This is a genomic window from Myxococcales bacterium (assembly GCA_016703425.1).
Lineage (GTDB): Bacteria > Myxococcota_A > Polyangia > Polyangiales > Polyangiaceae > JADJCA01.
The window spans coordinates 69,248-87,057 of record JADJCA010000029.1 but is presented as its reverse complement, the minus strand read 5'-3'; the positions used below and the strand labels follow the sequence as shown (position 1 = coordinate 87,057).

At 67.4% G+C, this 17,810-nt stretch carries 20 protein-coding genes; 9 read left to right on the top strand and 11 right to left on the bottom strand.

Annotated elements, in window-relative coordinates:
- Positions 1-2: 2 nt before the first annotated feature.
- Complete coding sequence (locus IPG50_33805) at positions 3-566, bottom strand: hypothetical protein (GenBank protein MBK6697127.1); 564 nt, start codon at positions 564-566, stop codon at positions 3-5.
- A 355-nt stretch (positions 567-921) separates the two neighbouring features.
- Here IPG50_33805 and IPG50_33800 point away from each other — a divergent pair, with 355 nt between their 5' ends.
- Together IPG50_33800 and IPG50_33795 are read left to right on the top strand one after the other, a co-directional pair.
- Positions 922-1,242 (top strand): DUF2325 domain-containing protein, encoded by a 321-nt coding sequence (locus tag IPG50_33800; GenBank protein MBK6697126.1) that lies wholly within the window; start codon positions 922-924, stop codon positions 1,240-1,242.
- A gap of 110 nt (positions 1,243-1,352) precedes the next feature.
- Positions 1,353-2,021: a glycosyltransferase family 2 protein gene (locus tag IPG50_33795; GenBank protein ID MBK6697125.1), complete on the top strand. Its 669-nt coding sequence runs from the start codon at positions 1,353-1,355 to the stop codon at positions 2,019-2,021.
- Positions 2,022-2,030: 9 nt separating this feature from the next.
- Here the strand turns inward: IPG50_33795 and IPG50_33790 are convergent, their stop codons facing one another.
- Positions 2,031-3,518, bottom strand: coding sequence for a hypothetical protein (locus IPG50_33790; protein ID MBK6697124.1), 1,488 nt, complete (start codon positions 3,516-3,518; stop codon positions 2,031-2,033).
- Positions 3,515-4,633 carry an NAD-dependent epimerase/dehydratase family protein gene (locus IPG50_33785; protein ID MBK6697123.1) on the bottom strand — a complete coding sequence of 373 codons (1,119 nt, stop codon included), beginning with the start codon at positions 4,631-4,633 and terminating at the stop codon, positions 3,515-3,517. The genes IPG50_33790 and IPG50_33785 overlap by 4 nt, the downstream gene beginning before the upstream one ends.
- Before the next feature lie 95 nt (positions 4,634-4,728).
- On the opposite strand from IPG50_33785, the gene IPG50_33780 reads away from it, so the two are divergent.
- Both IPG50_33780 and IPG50_33775 read left to right on the top strand, forming a co-directional pair.
- Positions 4,729-5,523 (top strand): nucleoside phosphorylase, encoded by a 795-nt coding sequence (locus tag IPG50_33780; GenBank protein ID MBK6697122.1) that lies wholly within the window; start codon positions 4,729-4,731, stop codon positions 5,521-5,523.
- A complete protein-coding gene (locus IPG50_33775; protein MBK6697121.1) occupies positions 5,523-6,950 on the top strand; it encodes a TIGR04282 family arsenosugar biosynthesis glycosyltransferase in 1,428 nt (475 codons plus the stop codon). Before IPG50_33780 ends, IPG50_33775 begins: the two co-directional genes overlap by 1 nt.
- Before the next feature lie 343 nt (positions 6,951-7,293).
- On the opposite strand, the gene IPG50_33770 is transcribed toward IPG50_33775, so the two are convergent.
- The 4 genes from IPG50_33770 to IPG50_33755 all read right to left on the bottom strand — a co-directional run bounded on the left by IPG50_33770 (position 7,294) and on the right by IPG50_33755 (position 10,502).
- Positions 7,294-8,424, bottom strand: coding sequence for a transglutaminase domain-containing protein (locus IPG50_33770; protein ID MBK6697120.1), 1,131 nt, complete (start codon positions 8,422-8,424; stop codon positions 7,294-7,296).
- A gap of 40 nt (positions 8,425-8,464) precedes the next feature.
- Positions 8,465-8,674 (bottom strand): sulfurtransferase TusA family protein, encoded by a 210-nt coding sequence (locus tag IPG50_33765; GenBank protein MBK6697119.1) that lies wholly within the window; start codon positions 8,672-8,674, stop codon positions 8,465-8,467.
- Positions 8,675-8,811: 137 nt separating this feature from the next.
- On the bottom strand, positions 8,812-9,240 hold the full coding sequence (locus IPG50_33760) for a hypothetical protein (protein ID MBK6697118.1): 429 nt from the start codon (positions 9,238-9,240) through the stop codon (positions 8,812-8,814).
- Positions 9,204-10,502 carry a radical SAM protein gene (locus IPG50_33755; GenBank protein ID MBK6697117.1) on the bottom strand — a complete coding sequence of 433 codons (1,299 nt, stop codon included), beginning with the start codon at positions 10,500-10,502 and terminating at the stop codon, positions 9,204-9,206. Before IPG50_33755 ends, IPG50_33760 begins: the two co-directional genes overlap by 37 nt.
- Positions 10,503-10,913: 411 nt before the next feature.
- On the opposite strand from IPG50_33755, the gene IPG50_33750 reads away from it, so the two are divergent.
- Entirely contained in the window at positions 10,914-11,138 is a 225-nt protein-coding gene (locus tag IPG50_33750) for a sulfurtransferase TusA family protein (GenBank protein ID MBK6697116.1), read from the top strand.
- 5 nt (positions 11,139-11,143) lie between these two features.
- On the top strand, positions 11,144-11,506 hold the full coding sequence (locus IPG50_33745) for a DsrE family protein (protein ID MBK6697115.1): 363 nt from the start codon (positions 11,144-11,146) through the stop codon (positions 11,504-11,506).
- A 40-nt stretch (positions 11,507-11,546) separates the two neighbouring features.
- Here the strand turns inward: IPG50_33745 and IPG50_33740 are convergent, their stop codons facing one another.
- Positions 11,547-11,996, bottom strand: coding sequence for a hypothetical protein (locus IPG50_33740; GenBank protein MBK6697114.1), 450 nt, complete (start codon positions 11,994-11,996; stop codon positions 11,547-11,549).
- 96 nt (positions 11,997-12,092) lie between these two features.
- Here IPG50_33740 and IPG50_33735 point away from each other — a divergent pair, with 96 nt between their 5' ends.
- Positions 12,093-13,379 carry a hypothetical protein gene (locus tag IPG50_33735; GenBank protein ID MBK6697113.1) on the top strand — a complete coding sequence of 429 codons (1,287 nt, stop codon included), beginning with the start codon at positions 12,093-12,095 and terminating at the stop codon, positions 13,377-13,379.
- 12 nt (positions 13,380-13,391) lie between these two features.
- On the opposite strand, the gene IPG50_33730 is transcribed toward IPG50_33735, so the two are convergent.
- Entirely contained in the window at positions 13,392-14,480 is a 1,089-nt protein-coding gene (locus tag IPG50_33730) for a hypothetical protein (protein ID MBK6697112.1), read from the bottom strand.
- Positions 14,481-14,828: 348 nt separating this feature from the next.
- Positions 14,829-15,392: a Uma2 family endonuclease gene (locus IPG50_33725; protein MBK6697111.1), complete on the bottom strand. Its 564-nt coding sequence runs from the start codon at positions 15,390-15,392 to the stop codon at positions 14,829-14,831.
- A gap of 75 nt (positions 15,393-15,467) precedes the next feature.
- Between IPG50_33725 and IPG50_33720 the strand changes: the two genes are divergently transcribed.
- The gene (locus tag IPG50_33720; GenBank protein MBK6697110.1) at positions 15,468-16,571 is read left to right on the top strand and encodes a hypothetical protein; all 1,104 of its coding nucleotides are present in this window, start codon (positions 15,468-15,470) and stop codon (positions 16,569-16,571) included.
- A 95-nt stretch (positions 16,572-16,666) separates the two neighbouring features.
- Here IPG50_33720 and IPG50_33715 read toward each other — a convergent pair whose 3' ends face one another.
- Positions 16,667-16,843 carry a hypothetical protein gene (locus IPG50_33715; protein MBK6697109.1) on the bottom strand — a complete coding sequence of 59 codons (177 nt, stop codon included), beginning with the start codon at positions 16,841-16,843 and terminating at the stop codon, positions 16,667-16,669.
- A 152-nt stretch (positions 16,844-16,995) separates the two neighbouring features.
- Between IPG50_33715 and IPG50_33710 the strand changes: the two genes are divergently transcribed.
- A complete protein-coding gene (locus IPG50_33710; GenBank protein ID MBK6697108.1) occupies positions 16,996-17,778 on the top strand; it encodes a tetratricopeptide repeat protein in 783 nt (260 codons plus the stop codon).
- Positions 17,779-17,810 lie beyond the last annotated feature (32 nt).

Here is a 17,810-nt window from a genome sequence, read left to right as displayed (position 1 = left end):
TCTTACGCTAGGGCATCACCGCCGGCGTCTCCGCCGGGATCGCCGGCGTAGTCGTTGCCGCCAGCGTCGGGCTCGGGCTGCTGGGCGCCCATGCCCAGCGAGTCGTCACCGGAGGGCTGGTCGCCGGCAGGCTGCTCACCACCGTACGGCTGATCGCCAGCCCCACCATTCGCGCCGCCTTGAGGGCTGTTCGATGCGAAGTCCTGCGACCGGTCCTGCTCGCCCATCGACGAAGAGCCGGGCCGCGGCTCATTCTGCTCCTGCTTGTTGTCGGGCAGATCGGCGGGACGACGCCCGTACTCTTGCTGGTAGTCGTCGATACGCTGCTGAACGTCACGAAGAGCGGGCGTGCTCGGCTCGTAGGGTTTGCTGAAGTCGCCTCGATCCAAGTACGAGTTGTAGTCGCGCTCCATCTGCCGCTCCCATCCGCGGGGCAGGCCCGTGAGCGGAGGCGCGCCGCTCATGTCGATGACGTTCTCCGAACGACGAAAGTCCTCCCACTTGAATCCGCCGTGAACGGCGTCGAGCGCGTGGGAGTCGAGGGCGGCAGCTTTGAACCTGTGCATGCCGGCGAACTCTGCAAAACTTCGTCCAGGACGGAACCGGGCGAGGGAACGCGCAAACCACGGGCGATTGACCAGGCCCCTGGTCGTTTGGTGCCCCTCTTCGTTTCACCTCGGCGACGCCGTCGGCGCGACTTGACGAGGTACCGTTACGCCCTAGAGTGAAGCCCATGCGCGCTTCGCCCAGTGCCTGTCCGGAGGTTTGCCTCTGTCGACGGCCGGCGTTGGCGCGCGTGCGGTAGCTCCGCACCGGGTCGGCGTCGGCGTCCCCCGGGAGGTCCGCGGCCGTGTCGCCATCGAGGGCGCGCGGCGTTTGCGCCCGGCTCGGCCGCGCGCGCCCCGAACGAGGAGTCTGGTCATGCGTGTTGGAATCATCGGCGGCGTCGACCGCAGCAAGGAACATTTCGAACAGATCGCGAAAAGGGCGGGGCATGAGCTCGAGTGTCACGACGGCCACGTGGTGGGCCGCGCCGGGAGCGCGCTCGACGCCATGATCGATCGCTCCGATCTCGTGATCATCGTCACCGACGTGAACAGCCACAACGCGGTGACCTACGCGCGGCGCGCCATGCGGGCGCGGGGGCGCACGCCGATGTTGACGCGACGCCTCGGCTCGGCGCGTTTTGCCGCGTTGCTCGTGTCGCTCGCGAAGGGCCCTCTCTCAGCAGCCACGCGGTGAATTGCTCGTGCTAGGTACACGAAGTCTTGGACGCGCCTCGCACACCGCCGTCAACGCTCACGCATGCACGTGGTGAGCGGCCCTTGAACTGCGCTGTCGTACTTCCGGCCATGAACGAAGCGGCGAACATCGCGCCCCTCGTCGCCGCCCTTTCCGCGCTGGGCGTAGCGGCCATCGTCGTCGACAACGGCAGCACGGACGACACGGCGGCCGTCGCACGAGCGGCCGGCGCCACGGTCGTGAGCGAACCCATCGCCGGCTACGGTCGCGCGTGCAAGAGCGGTCTCCAAGCCGCCCTCGAAGCCGACTTCGATGTCATTGCATTCATGGACGCCGACGGCAGCGATCCGCCCCACGAGCTCGTGCGCCTCGTAGAGGCCCTGGAGGGTTACGACGTGGTCCTCGGGACGAGGCCACGCTTTAGCCGCGGCTGGCGCGCCATGCCCCAGGCTCAGAAATTCGGCAACTGGTTGGCGCCGCTCTTGCTGCGCTTGACCACGGGCGCGCGTTACGCCGACATGCCGTCGTTCAAAGTGTTCAGCCGGGAGGCGCTCCTTCGCCTCGCCCCTCAGGACGAGACCTATGGCTTCACCATCGAGCTGCTCGTTCGCGCGCACGCGCTCGGCTTGCGGGTCACGGAAGTGCCCATCGACTATCGGCCACGCGCCGCCGGTGAGTCGAAGGTCTCGGGAGACCTGCGCGCGAGCGCCAAGGCCGCCGTTCGCATCCTCTCCGTCGTGGGCCGCTACGCGTGGGAGGCGAAGCGAAGACGCCGGTAGCCCGCGAGGTCAACGTGACGACCGCCTCCGAAAGGCCATGCGGGGCATCGAATGAAACGTGTCGGGCCGGCCCGTAGGAGTGGTCTCGAAGTTGTGATCCCACGCGTAGACGTCCGAGATTCCCTCCTGCAGCTTGCCCTCCCATTCGACCGACATGTTCGTGAGGATGATCCAGTCGGCCCTTTGCGCGAGAAGGTCCGCCACGAAGCGATCGCGGTCGACCGGCCGACCGGCCGCGCGCGCGTCGATGAACGACAACCACGACGATTGGGCCGGCTGCCCCTTGAGCTGGTGAGCCAAAAACGGATGGACCGGGCAAGCGATGGTGCCGGGGAGCGCCTTGACGGCGGCTAAGTTGGCGAGCACGCCCTGCCGCATGGTCTCGCTGGGTGCGAAGCGACTCGCCTCGAATCGGCCCGCCGCGATCAAGGCGGCGGCGGCAACCGCCATCACCGGCACGAGCCAAACGCGCGGCTGAGCGCGAGCCACGTCGAGGCCCACCGACACCGGCAAGAAGGCAGAAACGACCAACAGCGGGACGAGGTTATTGGGTGCGCCATACATCTTTCCGTACGGCAGAAGGCTCGCTGGGACCGCTGCGAGCCACATAAAGAGGAGCGCCCGACTCGTCGTGCCGAGGCGACCCTGGAGCGCGAGGGCAGCCAGAGGTACGACGACGAGGTGTGGCGACGCCGCCAGGATCTCTCCGATGCCCCCGATCAATCGGCGCCCATCGATCGGATGGCCGCTCGTGGAGAAGATCCACGCGCGAAAGGCGCCGCCGGAGCCGAACTCCAACCATGCGAACGCGATGGTAGAAGGAACGAGCAGCGCGACGACGAGCCGCGCCGCCTCGCGCCGCGATTTGCCCAAGACGAAGACGACGGTCGTGAAGACGAAGAAGACCGCCGTCTGCTTTACGAAGAGCGCCGCGGCGAGGAGGAGCCCCGCAGCGATCGCTCCGCGCCGGTGGCACGCACACGCCGAAGCCGCCGCGACAAGAGCGAGCAGCAACGTGTCGGAGCGCGCGAGATCGAACCACCCGTCGGCGTAGGGGTACGTTCGCAACGCTAGGCCGACGCCGGCGATAGCTGCGCCGACGCCCAACGCGACGCTGTCTCGGCGCGCGACGGCCGCATCGCTTCGCGCGCCGCGCGCCGCGCGGTAGAGGGCGGCGGCACCGAGGGCCAGCGTCAGCAGCCACATGGCGACCGAGACGAGTCGCGCCATCGTGAGGCTGAGGCCGGCGACGCTGCCCACCGCCGCGAGCACGAGGTAGTGGAGCGGCGGGTACGGATGCGGCAGAAACTCCGCGGCACCGTAGATCGGCCGCCCCTCGAGGATGCGAAGGGCGTGCGCGAGCTGCCCGCCCTCGATCCAATCGAGATCGAGGGGGAAGCGCACGCGGGCCCACGAGACGAGCGACACGTCGAGCGCGAGCCTCGCTGTCGCGTAGACGAGCAACGCGAGCGTGGTCGCTGCCGCGAGCCGCTTCAACGGATGAGCCCCTTCTGGCGCAGCTCATCATTGGCGACGTCGGTGAGGTCGTCGGGCGCCTGATGGGCCGCCCAGGCGGCGAGTTCGCGCGCCCCTTCCTCGAACGACACCTGCGCGCTCCAATGGAGGAGCGTCTTGGCAAGGCTCACGTCGGCGTAGCAGTGACGAATGTCGCCAGCGCGAAACTCCCCCGTGATGTGCGGCTCGATGTCGCGACCGAGGGCGCGCGCGAGCGCACGCGCCATGGCGGCGACCGACACGGGCTCGCCGCGTCCGACGTTGATGGCGCGATAGAGGGCGCCCTCGCCCGCGTCGGCGGCGGCGAGGGTGGCGCGGACGATGTCCGAGACGTGGGTGGGATCGCGGAGCTGAGCGCCATCCTCGAAAATCGTAGGCCGTCGACCCGCGAGCATTCGCGTGACCATGAGCGCGCAGACGCCCGTGTACGGGTTCGAGAGCGCCTGACGAGAGCCATAGGTGTTCAAGTAGCGGAGCGCGATCGTTGGAAGCTCGTGCGCGCGTCCCACGACGAGGGCGAGCTCCTCTTGATCGCGCTTGTTGACGCCGTAGACGCTCGTCGGTCTTAGCGGCTGCGACTCGTCGGTAGGCCGCGCGGACACCTCGGCCCCGCACAGCGGGCAGGTCGGTTCCCATTGGCCGCGCGTGAGGCGCGCAACCTCGCGCTCGACGGGAACGCTGAGCGCCCCGTGCTGGGGACACGCGTAGGCGCCGTCTCCGTAGACGACCATCGACGACGCCACGACCAGGCGTCGAAACTGGGCGCGTTTGCCGATCATCGCTTCGAGCAGCGTGGCGGTTCCCACGACGTTGATGTCCGCGTAGCGGCGAACATCGAGCATCGACTGGCCATTGCCGACGATGCCGCCCAAGTGAAAGACCGTGTCGACGCCGTGGAGCGCGACGTCGACGGCGTCGCGATCTCGAAGGTCAGCGACCTGCAGCTCGGCCTCGGGGGCGACGTTTACCGGACGCCCCGTGCGATGCGCCTGAGGCAAGAGGTTGTCGAGCACGCGAACCTCGGCGCCGCCCGCGAGGAGCGCGTCGACGAGGTGCGATCCGATAAAGCCGGCTCCGCCGGTCACGAGCGCGCGCATGCGTCATCCTACGACGGAGTCCGCCCTGATTCGCAGCGCCTCGTGCTGGTCACGGCTTCGCTTTTCGGCGCGCCGCCGTTATGCCAAGAGGACCCATGGCAACCACGCCGCTCCTCGAGGGCAAGGCTCACGACGCGCCGTCGGAATTTCGACCCGAGAACCTCTTGCGTGAGGCGCGAAGGCAGAAGTCCCTCCAGGAACGCCCGATCCCTCGCGTTTGCCTCCTCGACCCCGACGGCGACGTCGTTCGCATGCTCAAGCGGCGCGGCACAGGTCGGGTGAGCGACGCTTGGGCCTGCTACCACACGGAGCTCTACGAGTTCGAGGCCGCCGGCGAGGTCTGCGGCGTGGTCGGTTGCGCCGTCGGGTCCTCGTTTGCGGTCTTGATCGCCGAGCAGATGTTCCAGAGTGGCTGCGAGCTCCTCATCAGCATCACCTCGTCGGGTCAGATCGTCTCCGCCGGGCCGACGCCGTATTTTGTGCTGATCGAGCGCGCGCTCCGCGACGAAGGCACGAGTTACCACTACCTGCCGCCGTCGGAGTTCAGCGAGCTACCCGCCGCCGTCCGAGAGGGCGCCGCGCGACTCTTGGGGACCATGCCGTCGCTCATCCGCGGCGCCACGTGGACGACCGACGCGCCCTTCCGCGAGACGCGCGCGGCCATCGAGCGAGCCGAAGGACTCGGCATCCTGGCCGTCGAGATGGAAGCCGCAGCGCTCTACGCCTTCGGAACCGCCAACCGACGCCGGGTCCTGTGTTTTGCTCATGTGACCAACCAGATGGCGCGAGAGCCGGGCGACTTCGAGAAGGGCGAAGACATGGGAGCGCACGACGCGCTCGAGCTCTTCGCGGCGACCGTTCGTGCGTTTCGCACCGAGGTTGGTGCCTGATGGCCTTCGGTGAACGTGAGGCAAGCGCGTTGCCCACGATCGCGGTGATGGCCAAACGGCCTGCGCTCGGCACCGTCAAGACGCGGCTCGGGCCCCTGCTCTCGGCGGACGAGATACTGCGGCTCTACGAAGCGTTCCTTGGCGACAAGATCGAACAGGTGCGGACGGTGCGCGGCGCGCGCGTCGTCGTCGCCGTCGCGCCGCCGGACCCGCCGGCTTCCGTGACGCCGTGGACCGGCGATGACGTGACGTTGGTTGCGCAGGAGGGTGCGGACCTCGGCGCGCGGCTCTTCCACTTGGCAGAGCGCCACTTCGCGGCCAGCGCGGCGCCGCTCCTGATCGTCGACAGCGACACGCCGACGCTGCCACCGACGTTCTTCGAGGAGGCCTTCGCGGCGCTGGAGACTGGAGGCGCGCACGTCGTCCTCGGGCCCGCAGCCGACGGGGGCTACTACCTGATCGGCCTCCGAGCCCCTTGGAAGGAGCTCTTCGAAGGGGTGGCGTGGAGCACCTCGCGCGTGCTGAGTCAGACGCTCGACCGCGCGAACGCGAACCAGCTCGCGGTTCACCTCCTGCAAAGCTGGCGTGACATCGACACGCCCGCCGACCTAATGGGCCTCGCGCGTGAGCTCGAGCGGCGCCCCGTCGCAACGCCCGGCTTTCCACGGCGCACGGCCGCCGCGCTCCGCTCGATGTCTCTCCCGCCCGCAGGAGACCTCGAACGCAACGAACACTGGCAGACGCTCGCAACGCGCGCGGTCTACGAGAACCGGTGGATGCGGGTCAGCGAGAGCGTTGTGACGCTGCCAAACGGTCACCGAACGCTCTACGGCGTCGTCGAGACGAGTCCCTGCGTCGGCATCCTGCCGTTCGTCGACGAATCGCACGTGCTCCTCGTTCGGCAGTTTCGCTACGTGGCGCGGCGATTCACCTGGGAGATCCCCACGGGCGGCGTCCACCAAGGCGAAGCCGTCGTTGATGCGGCCCGTCGCGAACTGCGTGAAGAAGCCGGCTACGACGCCGCGCGCCTCGTGCCGCTGACGCAGTTCACGCCGAGCAAGAGCATCCTGGACGAAGTCGCACACCTCTTCGTTGCTCGCGACTTGACGGCGGTCGAAGCCCAGCACGACGAGACGGAGTCGATCACGACCCAGGTGTTTAGCTTGGCAGAGGCGATCGCCATGGCGCGAAGCGGTGGATCATCGACAGCATGTCGATCATTGCGCTGCTACTCGCCGCGAAGAGCTGAGCAACCTGGGGCGGCGCGAGGCGAAACGAGGCGGGGGTGGGATCAGAGCGAGCCCGTCGCGGAAGACGCCTGCAGCAGGAGCGCTTCGAGCTCCTCGGCGGACATGAAGCCGACGTGCTTGGCCAGCTCAACGCCGTCGGGGCGCAGCACGATGACGATCGGTGACGCGCCCCCGTAGCGCGCTTCGAGATCGGGGCGCGCGTCGAGATCGGCTTTCGCCGCGAGGAACCGCGCCGCCACGAGGCGCTCGACCCGTGGGCTCCGGTAGGTCAGTCGGTCCATGCGCCGGCAGTGCACGCAATCGCCAGCTTCCAGCGCGAGCAGCACCAAGCGATGCTCCGCGTCGGCGCGCCGAAGCAGCGTTTCAGCGAACGCGTTCCACTTAACCGGCGGCGCCGCAGCCTCACGGAGCTGGACGGGCTGCGCCAGAGGTGCGGCCGGTGCGACGGCCTTGGTGCAGCCCACGATTGCGCCGGCGGCGAGCGCGGCGACGAGGAGCCGCCACGCCGGCACGACCGTGCTCACTTGCTCTTCTGTTCTTTGAAGGTGAGCTTGCGGGTCCACGCGACCTTCTCTGCCGCCACTTTGCCGTCGATTTCGACGTAGGCCTTGGGCAGCGCGTTGACCGGTCCGCCTTCTTGTTTGGGGGACAACGTGAGATCGCGGCCTCGCGACCACGTGACGCGACGCTCGTCGATGTTGCCGAAGTAGTAGTCAACCTTGGCCCGATCGCCGCCTCGGTAGCCGTCGCCGGTGGTCAGCCGAACGGGCTTCTCGTTGTCGGGGGTCGTTTGGAAGTCGCCGGCGAAGATGTCCGCGATGGCCACGTCGTGGGGCACCCAACCGAAGCCCGGCGCGTAGAACTCCGGCCAGCAGTGGTAGCTCTGATCTTCGCTCTGCCCGTCGAGCTCGGCCTTGAAGAAGGAGCCGTAGATCATGCGGGTCGGGATTCCCTGGGCGCGCGCGAGGGACGTCCAGAGCGAGTGGAAGTCCGTGCAGTTGCCCGTCTTGTTGGTCAGGCAGTACGTGGTGCTTCCGATCGGGGAGGCCTTCTTGTTCTTGGGGTCCTTGACCCAATATTCCACGTTGTTGAGGACCCAGTCGTAGAGCTTCCGCGACGCCAGGACCGGGTTCTTCTCCGTTCCGACGATGCTGGCAGACAATTTGCGAATTTCGTCGTCGATGACGACGTTCTCGTTCGGCCCCAAGTGTGCTGCGTATTGGGCGCGCTCTGCGTCGGTGATGGGCCGAGACTTCGACGCATCGACGCCGCTCTTCACTTCACGACGCGTGACCACGAAGGTTTCGCGGACGAGGAGCTCCTTGTCCTTGGGTTCCTTGAACTCGACATAAACAAACTTGTTGCCGTCCTTGTCGCCTTCGACGCGGTGAGGCGCCGGCGCCGTGACCTGGAACTCACGCACGTCTTGAGCGGTGTCTTCTTGTGGCATCGCCATCCAGAGGCGCACAAGCTTGGCGCCCTCGGGCACCTGAATCTTCACCTCATTCTGCGCGGCGAACGTGGCGCTCCTGGCTGGTACCGGAGACGTCGCGATCGCGGGCCCCACGGCCGGGGTCTGGGGCGGCGGCGGCGTGCCTGCACACCCGGCGAGAACGAAGAGAAGCGAAGTCACTGCTTTGCTGGGCGTCATGTTCGGTTGAGTCTCCGTTACTTGAGGTGCGATGAGTCAGTCAGGAAAGGGCGCCGCGGCGCACGTAGTACGTGGCGTACCCGACCTTCCGGTCCACGAAGGCGAGCTCATTGCCGGTCATGCTGCACCACGCGCCAAGATCTTCGCGGGCCGCCGGGTCATCGGTGACGATGCGCAGGACGGCGCCTGTGGCGAGGCCCTTGACGAGCTTGGCCATGGGCAAGAGCAGCTCGACGCACGATTGCCCCATCGCGTCGAAGGTAGCGTCGAAGGCGGGCTCCGCGGTCGCGGGCTGCGCCGGCGTCGGCGTCAGCTTGACTGTCGGCGTCGGCGGAACTACGGGGAGCGCGCGCTTCGGGACCTTGCGCTCGCCGTCGCGACGATGCCTCACGCTGAACAGATCGTCGCTAGGGCCGGCAAGAAGGTCGCCGGCGCGCGTGGCCGCGCGCGCGCGATCTGCGTTCGCACTTTGCGGCCTTCTTCAACGTCCTCCTGAAGGACGCAGGCGCAGTGAAAGCTTCCGACCTCGAAGGCCGCATCGAGCTGGTGCGTCTGGGGTCGCGCGCAGTGCGCGCCCTCGCCCTCCATCGACGCGAGCACACGGGCCGGCCCCTCGACCCGGTGGTCGGCTCGCTCGAGCGCGAGCTCCCAGAGGAGGTCGTAGGTGATGTCCATGAACGTCTCGCAGTAGGGCTCGGCCGCCTGAAGGCTGCCCCGCCCTCGACTCGCGAGGCTGTCAAAGTACGACGAGCAGTTGGTGCCGCCGCCGCAGAGAAACTTCAGGTGGCAGTCGCTGCATCCCTCGCGCTTCTGCACGGAGTTTTGGCGGATGCCTTCCAGAATGGGGGACTCGAGCCAGATGTCTCGGAGAGACCTTTCACGAATCGAGCCGCACGCCATCGTCGGCGCGCCACTGAACCACACGCAAGGGTAGACCTGGCAGTCGCTGAACACGTCGAGGCTCTCGTAGCCGCAGTTGCAAAGGTCGGTCTTTCGGTCGCGCTTGCCGCGTACCCGGACGCGATGACTCGTCTCGTTGTCGACGACGACGCCCACCTCGTCGGCCACGCTCCGGGCTCGCGCATGATGCGCGTCACCGCCGACGGGGCAATGAGGAGCTGGTCGTTGTCGTAGGCGCGACCGCGCTCCTGAAGCCAAAGGATGTGGTGCTCCTTGACGCCGAGGGAGGCCACGAGCCGTGTCGTCGCGGCGATGTGGTCCTGGTTGTCGACGTTGATGGAGGTACTGACGGCCGGCGTGAGGTCGAGGGCGACGAGCGTCTTGATGCCCTCAATCGTCTTGCCGAAGCTATTTGGGCCGCGCACCTGCTCGTGCAGCTCGGCCGTAGGCCCATCGAGCGACACCTGGAAGAACAGGCGGCGTAACTCCGCGTTGGCGCGAGACGCTACGTCTCGAAGACGCTCGACGTTCTTCCCTACGAAGTACATCGCGTTCGACAGAATCACGAGCTCGGCGTCACGGCACACGTAGTCGATGAGCTCGAAGATGTCCTTGCGCATGAACGGCTCGCCGCCCGTGAAGTAGAAGCGCGAGACGCCGAGCTCCTTCGCGTCGTCGATGAGTCTCTTGAGCTCCTCGGTGGTCAGCTCTTCCGGCGGCACGTAGTCGCCGGAGGAGACGTAGCAGTGGGTGCAACGGAGATTGCAGTCGTTCGTGACAAAGACGTAGAGCTCCGACAGCCGGCCGGGCCTGACGGCCTCACCGCGACCGCGGTAGGGCGGCGAGAGGTCTGGTCGCAGCGTGACGAAGGTCTCTGCGTGGGCGGCGTCAAGAAACCCGGCGACCTCTTCGAGCGTCGCCTCGACCGGCTCGCGCCGCTCTCGGGCGAGCTTGTTGGCGACTTCCAGAACCGTCGTGCGCCCATCGAGGAGCCGCAAGACTTCCGCGCCGCGGGCGTTGGTCGCGATCCAGTGCGGGCGCGACGGCGCGATCGCGAGCGAGACGCCGTCGCGCTCGAGCACGACGAGGTTCGGCGCATGGTAGACACGGGACGCTCGCGGCGTTTGACGAAGAAGCCCCTCTTCGAGGAGGTTGCGCGCAGTCGTCCGCGGGTCCATAGCGGCTGACAGTAGGTGCAATGTGAGCCACGGTGAAGGAGAAGAAGAAGAAGAAGTTCCGCTGCCAAAGCTCATGGCCGATCTCGATCGCATTTCCGGCACAAGGTGTTGTCGATGCGCGAACACGATGTGCGGCCACGAGGCGCTCGTGGCTGTGATGATGGGCCACAAACGAGGCCGCTTTGCCTGCGGTGCGTGGCACTGGCGCTCGACACGCCCGTCGCCGATTTGGCGGGCCGCCTCTTCGCGCACATCAAGCGCCGCGACTGTTTTTCGACGGCGTTTCGTATCGCAAGCGAGCGGGAGGGCTTTGGTCGTCAGCTTGCTCCGCAATGTGTCTTCGAAAACGCTCGCTGCCTTGACGCGGCGACGGGGGTCGCCAATGTCCCGCCGCAACGCGCGGAGAGCGCGATGGCAACACCGCACGACGACTGGGACGCCGGTGACATGAGCTGCGGTGACCTCGTCCTCGAGCTCTTTCTCAGGATGAAGCGTTTGCCACCTCACACCGTTCTCCGTGTTCGTGCTACCGACGCTGCGGCGCCGCTGGACATCCCCGCTTGGTGCTCGATGACGGGACACGTGCTGTTGTCGGCGATCCCGCCGATCTATCTCCTACAAACGAAAGAGGGCTAGCGCTCATGGCTGGAAAATTCTGTGTCACGCTCACGCATGCCAAGGATGATGCGGACCGCGCCACCGTCGCGTTCGTAGTCGCCAACGCGGCCGTCGCCTCCGACAAGGAGACGATGATGTTTTTGTCGACGGAAGCCGTTCATCTCGCCGTCGTCGGGTACGCCGACGGCATCCACGAAGAGGGCTTCGCCGCCCTCGCCGATCTGATCAAGAACTTCACCACCGCGGGAGGGAAGATCTTCGTCTGCTCGCCCTGCTTCAAGAAGCGCGGTCTCGACGAGGCCAAGCTCGTTCCCGGCGCCACCATTGTCGGCGGGGCGAAGCTCGTTGAATTTCTCTCGGCGGGCTCGCCAAGCGTTTCCTACTGAGCCGTGGTCCCAGGGCCGGCGCCTCTGATGGGGCGCCGGACTAGCGAACCGAACCGATGAGCGGCGTCGCTCCGTCGACTGCGTGGCAGTGATTGCAGGATGACTCGCTCATCTCGCCTTGCATCGCGCTCTCGTGGCCGTCTCGATAGACGACCTTCGCGCGGAGCGGCGGCTGCGGCGTCGGGCGGTGCCCAAAGAAATTCCCATAGCGGTTGGGCGGAAGAATGAACACTTGCCCGACCCGGTCGACCATCTCGACGTGACTGACGAGCGCGAGGGCTTCCTCGGCGACGGAGCCCGATGCGGAGAATTGAGTGCCATGGCAGCAGGCGCAGTCGGTCCCGTAGCGCTCCTGCGCGGGATCCCCGGGAGGGCACTCGGCGGTGCGTTTCGCCGACGGCGTGAACTCGGGCGCCGGCTCGCGCACGGCGCCGAGCTCTTCGTCGCAACCGAGGAGCGCGCACGCGAGAACGAGCCAGGAGCGCGGCATGAGGGGTCAACGAGCTCGAGGGTGAAGGGTTACGTGCACCGACGCGGCTCGGCATTTGTTGGAAACCACCCAGCGCGTCGCGCGTAGAGTACGCGAATGCGTTTGATGTGGATCCTCGCTTCGTGCGTCGGGCTGGCGTGTGCTTGTTACGAGGCGCCGCCCGAGAAGGGTCCGATCGCCGGTGCACCGGCGCTGACGGCGTCAGGGCCGTTCACCCTGCGCGGCCGGCTCGTGGACGCGGACACCAAGGCGCCCTTGACCGACTCGCTCGTCGTCATCGAGGTCGGCGGGCGATACATCCCCAACCCCGATCCGTCGAAGGGACACCCCGACTATCGCTACGTCGCGGCGACGAGAGCCGACGGCGTCTTCGAGCTCACCGTGCCGCCGGGTGTGAGAGACGGAAAGGTCTCGGCCGAGTGGGGCCTCCACACCTTTCAGAACGGCTACAAATACGGCACCGACCTCGTCAAGCTCGACGCCAACGGCGCTCCGCAGCAGCTCGAGCTCACGGTCAAAGCGATGAAGTCGGATGACGTCAAACCCACGGCCACCGAATTCAAGGTCGAGCCCACCGTCGTCGTGCCGGGCGGCAACATCGTTTTCACCGCGCTCGTGCGCTCGCCGGCCGGCGACTTCCGCCCCGACCGAACCATCGTGGACGGCGAAGGGCGCCCAGCCACTTTTCCTGACGCCGATCCGCTCTCCGAGGAGGTCTTGCTCGCGGAGACCAAGACCGGCTGGGCGCGCGCCATGGCGCCACCTTTCCGCGGGATTCAAGGCAAAGCGTTTCCCAACGGCGTGTGGCGTTACGAGGGCACCGCGCCAACGGAACCTGGAAGCTACACGTTTCACCTCGTCGTCTCGAACGAGAGCTGCAACACGAGTGACCGCGTCAGCATCAAGCTCGACGTCGCGCCCGATGGGGGCCTTGGGCCGTCGCCGGCGGCGCCCGCTTGCAACACAGTGCCGAGCCTCGACGGGCAACTCGTGCTCGAGCAGGTCGCGGCCGCAGCGCCGGTGCCCCAAGGTGGTGTCATCGCCGACGGGACGTACACGCTCTCGGCGTACCGGCTCTACACGGGCGTTGGCGGCCCGAGCGGGCCCAAGGCCGGAGAGACCTTTCACGAGACGGCGATCTACAAGGGCAGCGAGCTGCAAGTGAACTACGGCGACAGCACCTTCAACGTGCAAGAGACCTATCGGCACGAGGTGAGCGGCACCGCGTTCACGCACACGCGAACGTGTCCGGCCGCGCCGCCGGCTGTGTTCCCCGGGACGTACACGGCGAGCGGAGCGTCCTTGAGTTACTTCGAAGATCGCGCCGCCCCCGACGGCGGCGCGCCGTACAAGATCGAGTTCGCGTTAACGCGAGTGAAGTAGTCGACAGCAGACTCAGGCGTCCATGAGCGGCGCCGGGTCGGGCTCTGGCGCCTGGTAGACAGCGTTCTCGACAACGGGAGGTTCGTAGGGCGCAGCCGCAGGCGGGCCGTACGTCTCCGGCGGTGCCGGGGGACCGTAGGGCTCGGGCGGGCCGTACGTCTCCGGCGGTGCCGGGGGACCGTAGGGCTCGGGCGGACCGTACGTCTCCGGCGGTGCCGGGGGACCGTAGGGCTCGGGCGGACCGTACGTCTCCGGCGGTGCCGGGGGACCGTAGGGCTCGGGCGGACCGTACGTCTCCGGCGGTGCCGGGGACCGTAGGGCTCCGGGCGGACCGTACGTCTCCGGCGGTGCCGGGGGACCGTAGGGCTCGGGCGGACCGTATGGTTCGCGCGACGTTGGCGCACCAGGCCTATTGCCGTCCGCGTGAGGCGTGAGGCCCGTGCGCTCGTCGCCTGCGTCGCGTTCGCCGAGGCCCGCGGGCGCGCGATCGTTGCCCTCGTTGCCCCCGACGGGGCTGCGACTCTGCCCTGCGTTTTGCTGACCACCAGCGCGCTGCTGTTGGCCACCACCGCGTTGTCCTTGGCCGAGCATTTGGTTGAACTGACCCAAGAGGCTCGAGAGCTGCGACATCGGGTTCTGAGCCTGCTGCTGCGCCGCGGGTCGAGCTGTCGTCTGGGCCGCCGTCGTGCGTGGGGTGAGCTGATCGAGAATGCTACCGACGGTGCGCGCCGCGTTGGCTTCACTCACCACGCGGCCGTTGCGCAAGAAGTCTTCGGCGGTGATTCGTCCGTCGCCGTTTTCGTGGAACACGATCGCACCTTGCGTGCGGTCCGCGAGCTGGTCAGCCGCAAACGTCGAGTTCGCGGTCGCGGCGACGGCTCGGTGCGTTTGGTTCACGTACGCGTTCGCCTCGCGGCTCATTTGCACGAGATCCCCGAAGGGCGACGCCGGAGCGCCGTACATCGCTTGCGGGTCGGCGAAACCGAACTGCGACGACTGCGTCTGCTGGTGAGGCACGGGGGCGTACACGGCACGGCCGCCGGCCACCGCATCCAAGGCGTCGAGGTCGAGGTTCGCATCCGCGGAGATGGGCTTCTTCATGGCTGTCTCCCAACGAGCAACAGCAATGCCAGCCGGTCATCCCGAACAACTTCGTCGCGTTGACTTTGCCCTACATCGGCGCTTCGACCACGAAAACGCGGTCCATTAGATCGCGTGGGCCTCAGTGGATCAGCGGAGTTGCGCGTGGATCTTAGCGTGAAGGTACGACATCAACGCCGGAGCTCCCGAGAGCTCGACTCCTTTAATGGAGGGCGACGCAAGAGAAGCTCGACCTTGGGCAGGCATGACGCGCCGAGCGGGCGACCAAACGTCCGCGCCTGTTAGGCCAGCGCGAGGCCTCCGTAGAGCGCGAACGGCAAGGCGTCTTCTGAGAGCACGGCTTGATGGTCAGTCGGGCCAGAGGCCGCTAAGCGCAAACTCAATGGCGTCGAACGGCTCACCGCGCACGAGCTCCGCGTCCTTGTAGAAGGCGAGCCGTACCCATCGCTCACCCTCGAGGCGCAAGATTTCCAGGGTGCGGTCGAGCGGGTCGAGGAGCCAGGTATGCGAAACGTGTTCGCGCGCGTAGACCGTGAGCTTGTCGCCCCGATCGAGCTTCGAGGTCGACGGAGAGAGAACTTCGCAAACCCAATCGGGCGCGAGCGTGAAGTGCGCTGCGTCGTAGGGAAACTGCGGCATTCGGGCGCGTCGCCACCCGGCGAGGTCGGGCACGAGCACGTCTTCGCCTAGGTGCAACTCCGGCTCGTCGAGCAAGATCCAACCACCGGGACCGCCGCGCCCACGATCGAAGGGACCGTCGAGCTCCCCGCCGAGTCGCGAAGCCGCACGGGCGTGCCGTGCCGCGGGTCGCGGGTGCGTGTGGAGTACACCGAATACGATCTCGGCGACGTGATGCGCCGGCGCGTTCAGGATGTCTGCGTAGGTCGCGCGGCGCTCGGCGGCATCGGCCATGGGGCTCAGTGTAGCGCGGAAGAGGGCGCGCCGGGGCGGCTCGCCACCCAGACGAAGACATGCCACGCTCGCTGAATGAGCCGTGGGTGGGGACTCGGAGCGAGCGCGACGCTCGCCGTCGTGGCGAGCTGCGGGCGGATGGCGATCCCCGCGGCGCCAACGGACGACGCGGGCGCTGACGCGGCGTCGGAGCCCCCGGACTTTCTGCCGCGGGAGGCGGGCGCCGACCGGTTCAACGTCTTCACGGCAACGTGCGCGACCGAGACCGTCGACCTCTCTCGGACGCCGCCGCAGCTTGTCTTGGTCGTCGACGGCTCGGCTGCGAGCCTCGATGGCGGCGCGAGCGTCGAGTGGTCGGCGGTGCGGGGTGCCATCTCCGACTTCCTGGGCGCGATGATCAGCGACGGCGGTTCGCCGCTCGCCGTTGGCCTCATCGCCTTCGGAGACTCGCAGGACAGCGCGGGAGGAAACTATCCTGCGCCTCTCGACGTCCCCATCAAGGTCGTCGACGACGCGCAGCGCGCCGCTGTCGCCGCTCGCCTCGCGGGTTCGCCGTCGGCAGCTAGTGCAGACGCCTCCGCGGCACTTTCGGCTGCGTACAAGTGGCTGGCTGCTCAGGCGAACGGATGGAACCCGTCGGTCGTCTTCATGAGCCGCAGCGACCGCGGGGCAACCTCGACGAACGAGCAAGCGTCGTGGTCCGCCGTGGCGCTCGCGCAGGGCGGCAAGACGAGCCCGCCGGTGCGCACGTTCGCCATCGGCGTTGGCAGCGGGAGCGATTCGTTTCTTCACGGCATCGCCAAGAGAGGCGATGCGTGCAGCACGAAGTCGCAATGCGCCCTCGCCGTGGACCCGACGGGCAAGAGTGAGGAGGCGCTGCGCGCGGAGCTCTTGCTTTCGCTCTCGGCAGCAGGGCGTCGCGCGACGGGCTGCGTGTTTCACACGGGGCCCCGTGCGCCCGACGCGGGTGCCTGGCCCCATGAAGCGCTCAACCTCGTCGTCCATGACAGGAACGGCGGTCAACGCCTGATTCCGATCGACGACACCGATGGGTGGTTGCCTTGGCCGATCGCGTGGAAGCGTATGCCCGAGGCGACCATCCTCCACGGGCACGCGTGCGCCGATAACGAACGCTCTGCTTCGGCGATCCTCGTGAAGGGTTGTCCAAGCTATGACTGATGACGCGGTCCGTCCTCCCGTTTCGAAGGCCGTGGCGCGACGCGAGTCGCCCTCGCGTCACGGTCCGCGTCGTGGTGAGTCGCTGAATTCTCAAGTCAGGGCGACGAAAACTCCGCAACGTCGCTAGAGACGCAGCGACTGCCTTCCGCCGTGGAGCCTTCCGGACACATCACAGCGCTCGTGGTCGCGGTGGCCGACGTGGCGGGGCGGGCCAGTTGGCTCGAGCAACCGGAGAGGGCGGCGAGGCAAACGGCGACGAGGAGAGTCTTCATGGTTCGTGTGACCTTTCTTGAGGAGCACTACGCGTCATGCGCCCATGGTTACAAACATCGGCGAACTTTCGCTCTTCGAGCCGCGTAGCGACCGACGCGCAAGCCGCGGTACGCTGGCAACGTTGCCTTTGGCGCGCACTCGCGGAGGGGTCATGTCCGGCGGAAAGATCGTTTGTGGTGGCTGCGGGCGTCCGATGAGCGCGGCCGCGGGAGCGCGCAGCCGGTGCATGTACTGCGGCGGGAGTCCCAAGGAAGTGCACGTGATGGTCGGGGGAGCGGAGTCGTCCGATCCCGCCGCGTCGATCACCGCGAAGCTCGACGAGATGAGGCGGCCGGCGCAACCCATGACAGCCGCCGAGCGCGAGCGGCTCTTCGACGCGGCGAAGGCCAAGCTCATTGGGCACATCGACGCAGGACGTCACGAAGAGGCGCTCGTAGCCTTTGACGAGGCGCTGATGCTCGTGCGCGATCCGTACCTGCTCCTTGCCAAGGCTCAGCACTTGAAAGCCCTAAGGCGCCCGGGCCCGGCGCTTCAGTGTCTCGAGGAAGCGCTCGCCGTCGACGGCTCGCTCACGGACGCGTGGTTCGAGAAGGCCGATCTCCTCGAAACGCTCGGGCACCTTCCCCAATCGCTCGTCGCCTACGATCAAGTGCTCCAGCAGGACCCCAAGCGGATCAACGCATGGTGCGATCGCGGGCACGTCTTGGGCCGCATGGGCCAATTGGCGGAGGCGCTCCGATCCTACGAGTCGGCGCTGGCCATCGACGCATATTCACCGCACGCGTGGTTCAACAAGGCGACCGCCGAGATGGCGCTGCAGCGGACGGCGGCAGCAGCCGATTCGTTTCGACGCTTCCTCTCGGTGGACTTGCCGCCCCAGTTTGCGCCGCAGGTCGCGCACGCGCGGGCCATGCTCGCGAAGCTCGGCGGTTGAGGCTCGTTCCAGGTGGCGCGCGTATGCCGCGC

What these genes read in the sequence shown, in the direction of transcription:
- IPG50_33805 (MBK6697127.1), bottom strand. Translation starts at nt 566, where the DNA reads ATGCACAGGTTCAAAGCTGCCGCCCTCGACTCCCACGCGCTCGACGCC.
- IPG50_33800 (MBK6697126.1), top strand. Translation starts at nt 922, where the DNA reads ATGCGTGTTGGAATCATCGGCGGCGTCGACCGCAGCAAGGAACATTTC.
- IPG50_33795 (MBK6697125.1), top strand. Translation starts at nt 1,353, where the DNA reads ATGAACGAAGCGGCGAACATCGCGCCCCTCGTCGCCGCCCTTTCCGCG.
- IPG50_33785 (MBK6697123.1), bottom strand. Translation starts at nt 4,633, where the DNA reads ATGCGCGCGCTCGTGACCGGCGGAGCCGGCTTTATCGGATCGCACCTC.
- IPG50_33780 (MBK6697122.1), top strand. Translation starts at nt 4,729, where the DNA reads ATGGCAACCACGCCGCTCCTCGAGGGCAAGGCTCACGACGCGCCGTCG.
- IPG50_33775 (MBK6697121.1), top strand. Translation starts at nt 5,523, where the DNA reads ATGGCCTTCGGTGAACGTGAGGCAAGCGCGTTGCCCACGATCGCGGTG.
- IPG50_33770 (MBK6697120.1), bottom strand. Translation starts at nt 8,424, where the DNA reads ATGACGCCCAGCAAAGCAGTGACTTCGCTTCTCTTCGTTCTCGCCGGG.
- IPG50_33765 (MBK6697119.1), bottom strand. Translation starts at nt 8,674, where the DNA reads ATGGGGCAATCGTGCGTCGAGCTGCTCTTGCCCATGGCCAAGCTCGTC.
- IPG50_33755 (MBK6697117.1), bottom strand. Translation starts at nt 10,502, where the DNA reads ATGGACCCGCGGACGACTGCGCGCAACCTCCTCGAAGAGGGGCTTCTT.
- IPG50_33750 (MBK6697116.1), top strand. Translation starts at nt 10,914, where the DNA reads ATGGCAACACCGCACGACGACTGGGACGCCGGTGACATGAGCTGCGGT.
- IPG50_33745 (MBK6697115.1), top strand. Translation starts at nt 11,144, where the DNA reads ATGGCTGGAAAATTCTGTGTCACGCTCACGCATGCCAAGGATGATGCG.
- IPG50_33740 (MBK6697114.1), bottom strand. Translation starts at nt 11,996, where the DNA reads ATGCCGCGCTCCTGGCTCGTTCTCGCGTGCGCGCTCCTCGGTTGCGAC.
- IPG50_33735 (MBK6697113.1), top strand. Translation starts at nt 12,093, where the DNA reads ATGCGTTTGATGTGGATCCTCGCTTCGTGCGTCGGGCTGGCGTGTGCT.
- IPG50_33730 (MBK6697112.1), bottom strand. Translation starts at nt 14,480, where the DNA reads ATGAAGAAGCCCATCTCCGCGGATGCGAACCTCGACCTCGACGCCTTG.
- IPG50_33725 (MBK6697111.1), bottom strand. Translation starts at nt 15,392, where the DNA reads ATGGCCGATGCCGCCGAGCGCCGCGCGACCTACGCAGACATCCTGAAC.
- IPG50_33720 (MBK6697110.1), top strand. Translation starts at nt 15,468, where the DNA reads ATGAGCCGTGGGTGGGGACTCGGAGCGAGCGCGACGCTCGCCGTCGTG.
- IPG50_33715 (MBK6697109.1), bottom strand. Translation starts at nt 16,843, where the DNA reads ATGAAGACTCTCCTCGTCGCCGTTTGCCTCGCCGCCCTCTCCGGTTGC.
- IPG50_33710 (MBK6697108.1), top strand. Translation starts at nt 16,996, where the DNA reads ATGTCCGGCGGAAAGATCGTTTGTGGTGGCTGCGGGCGTCCGATGAGC.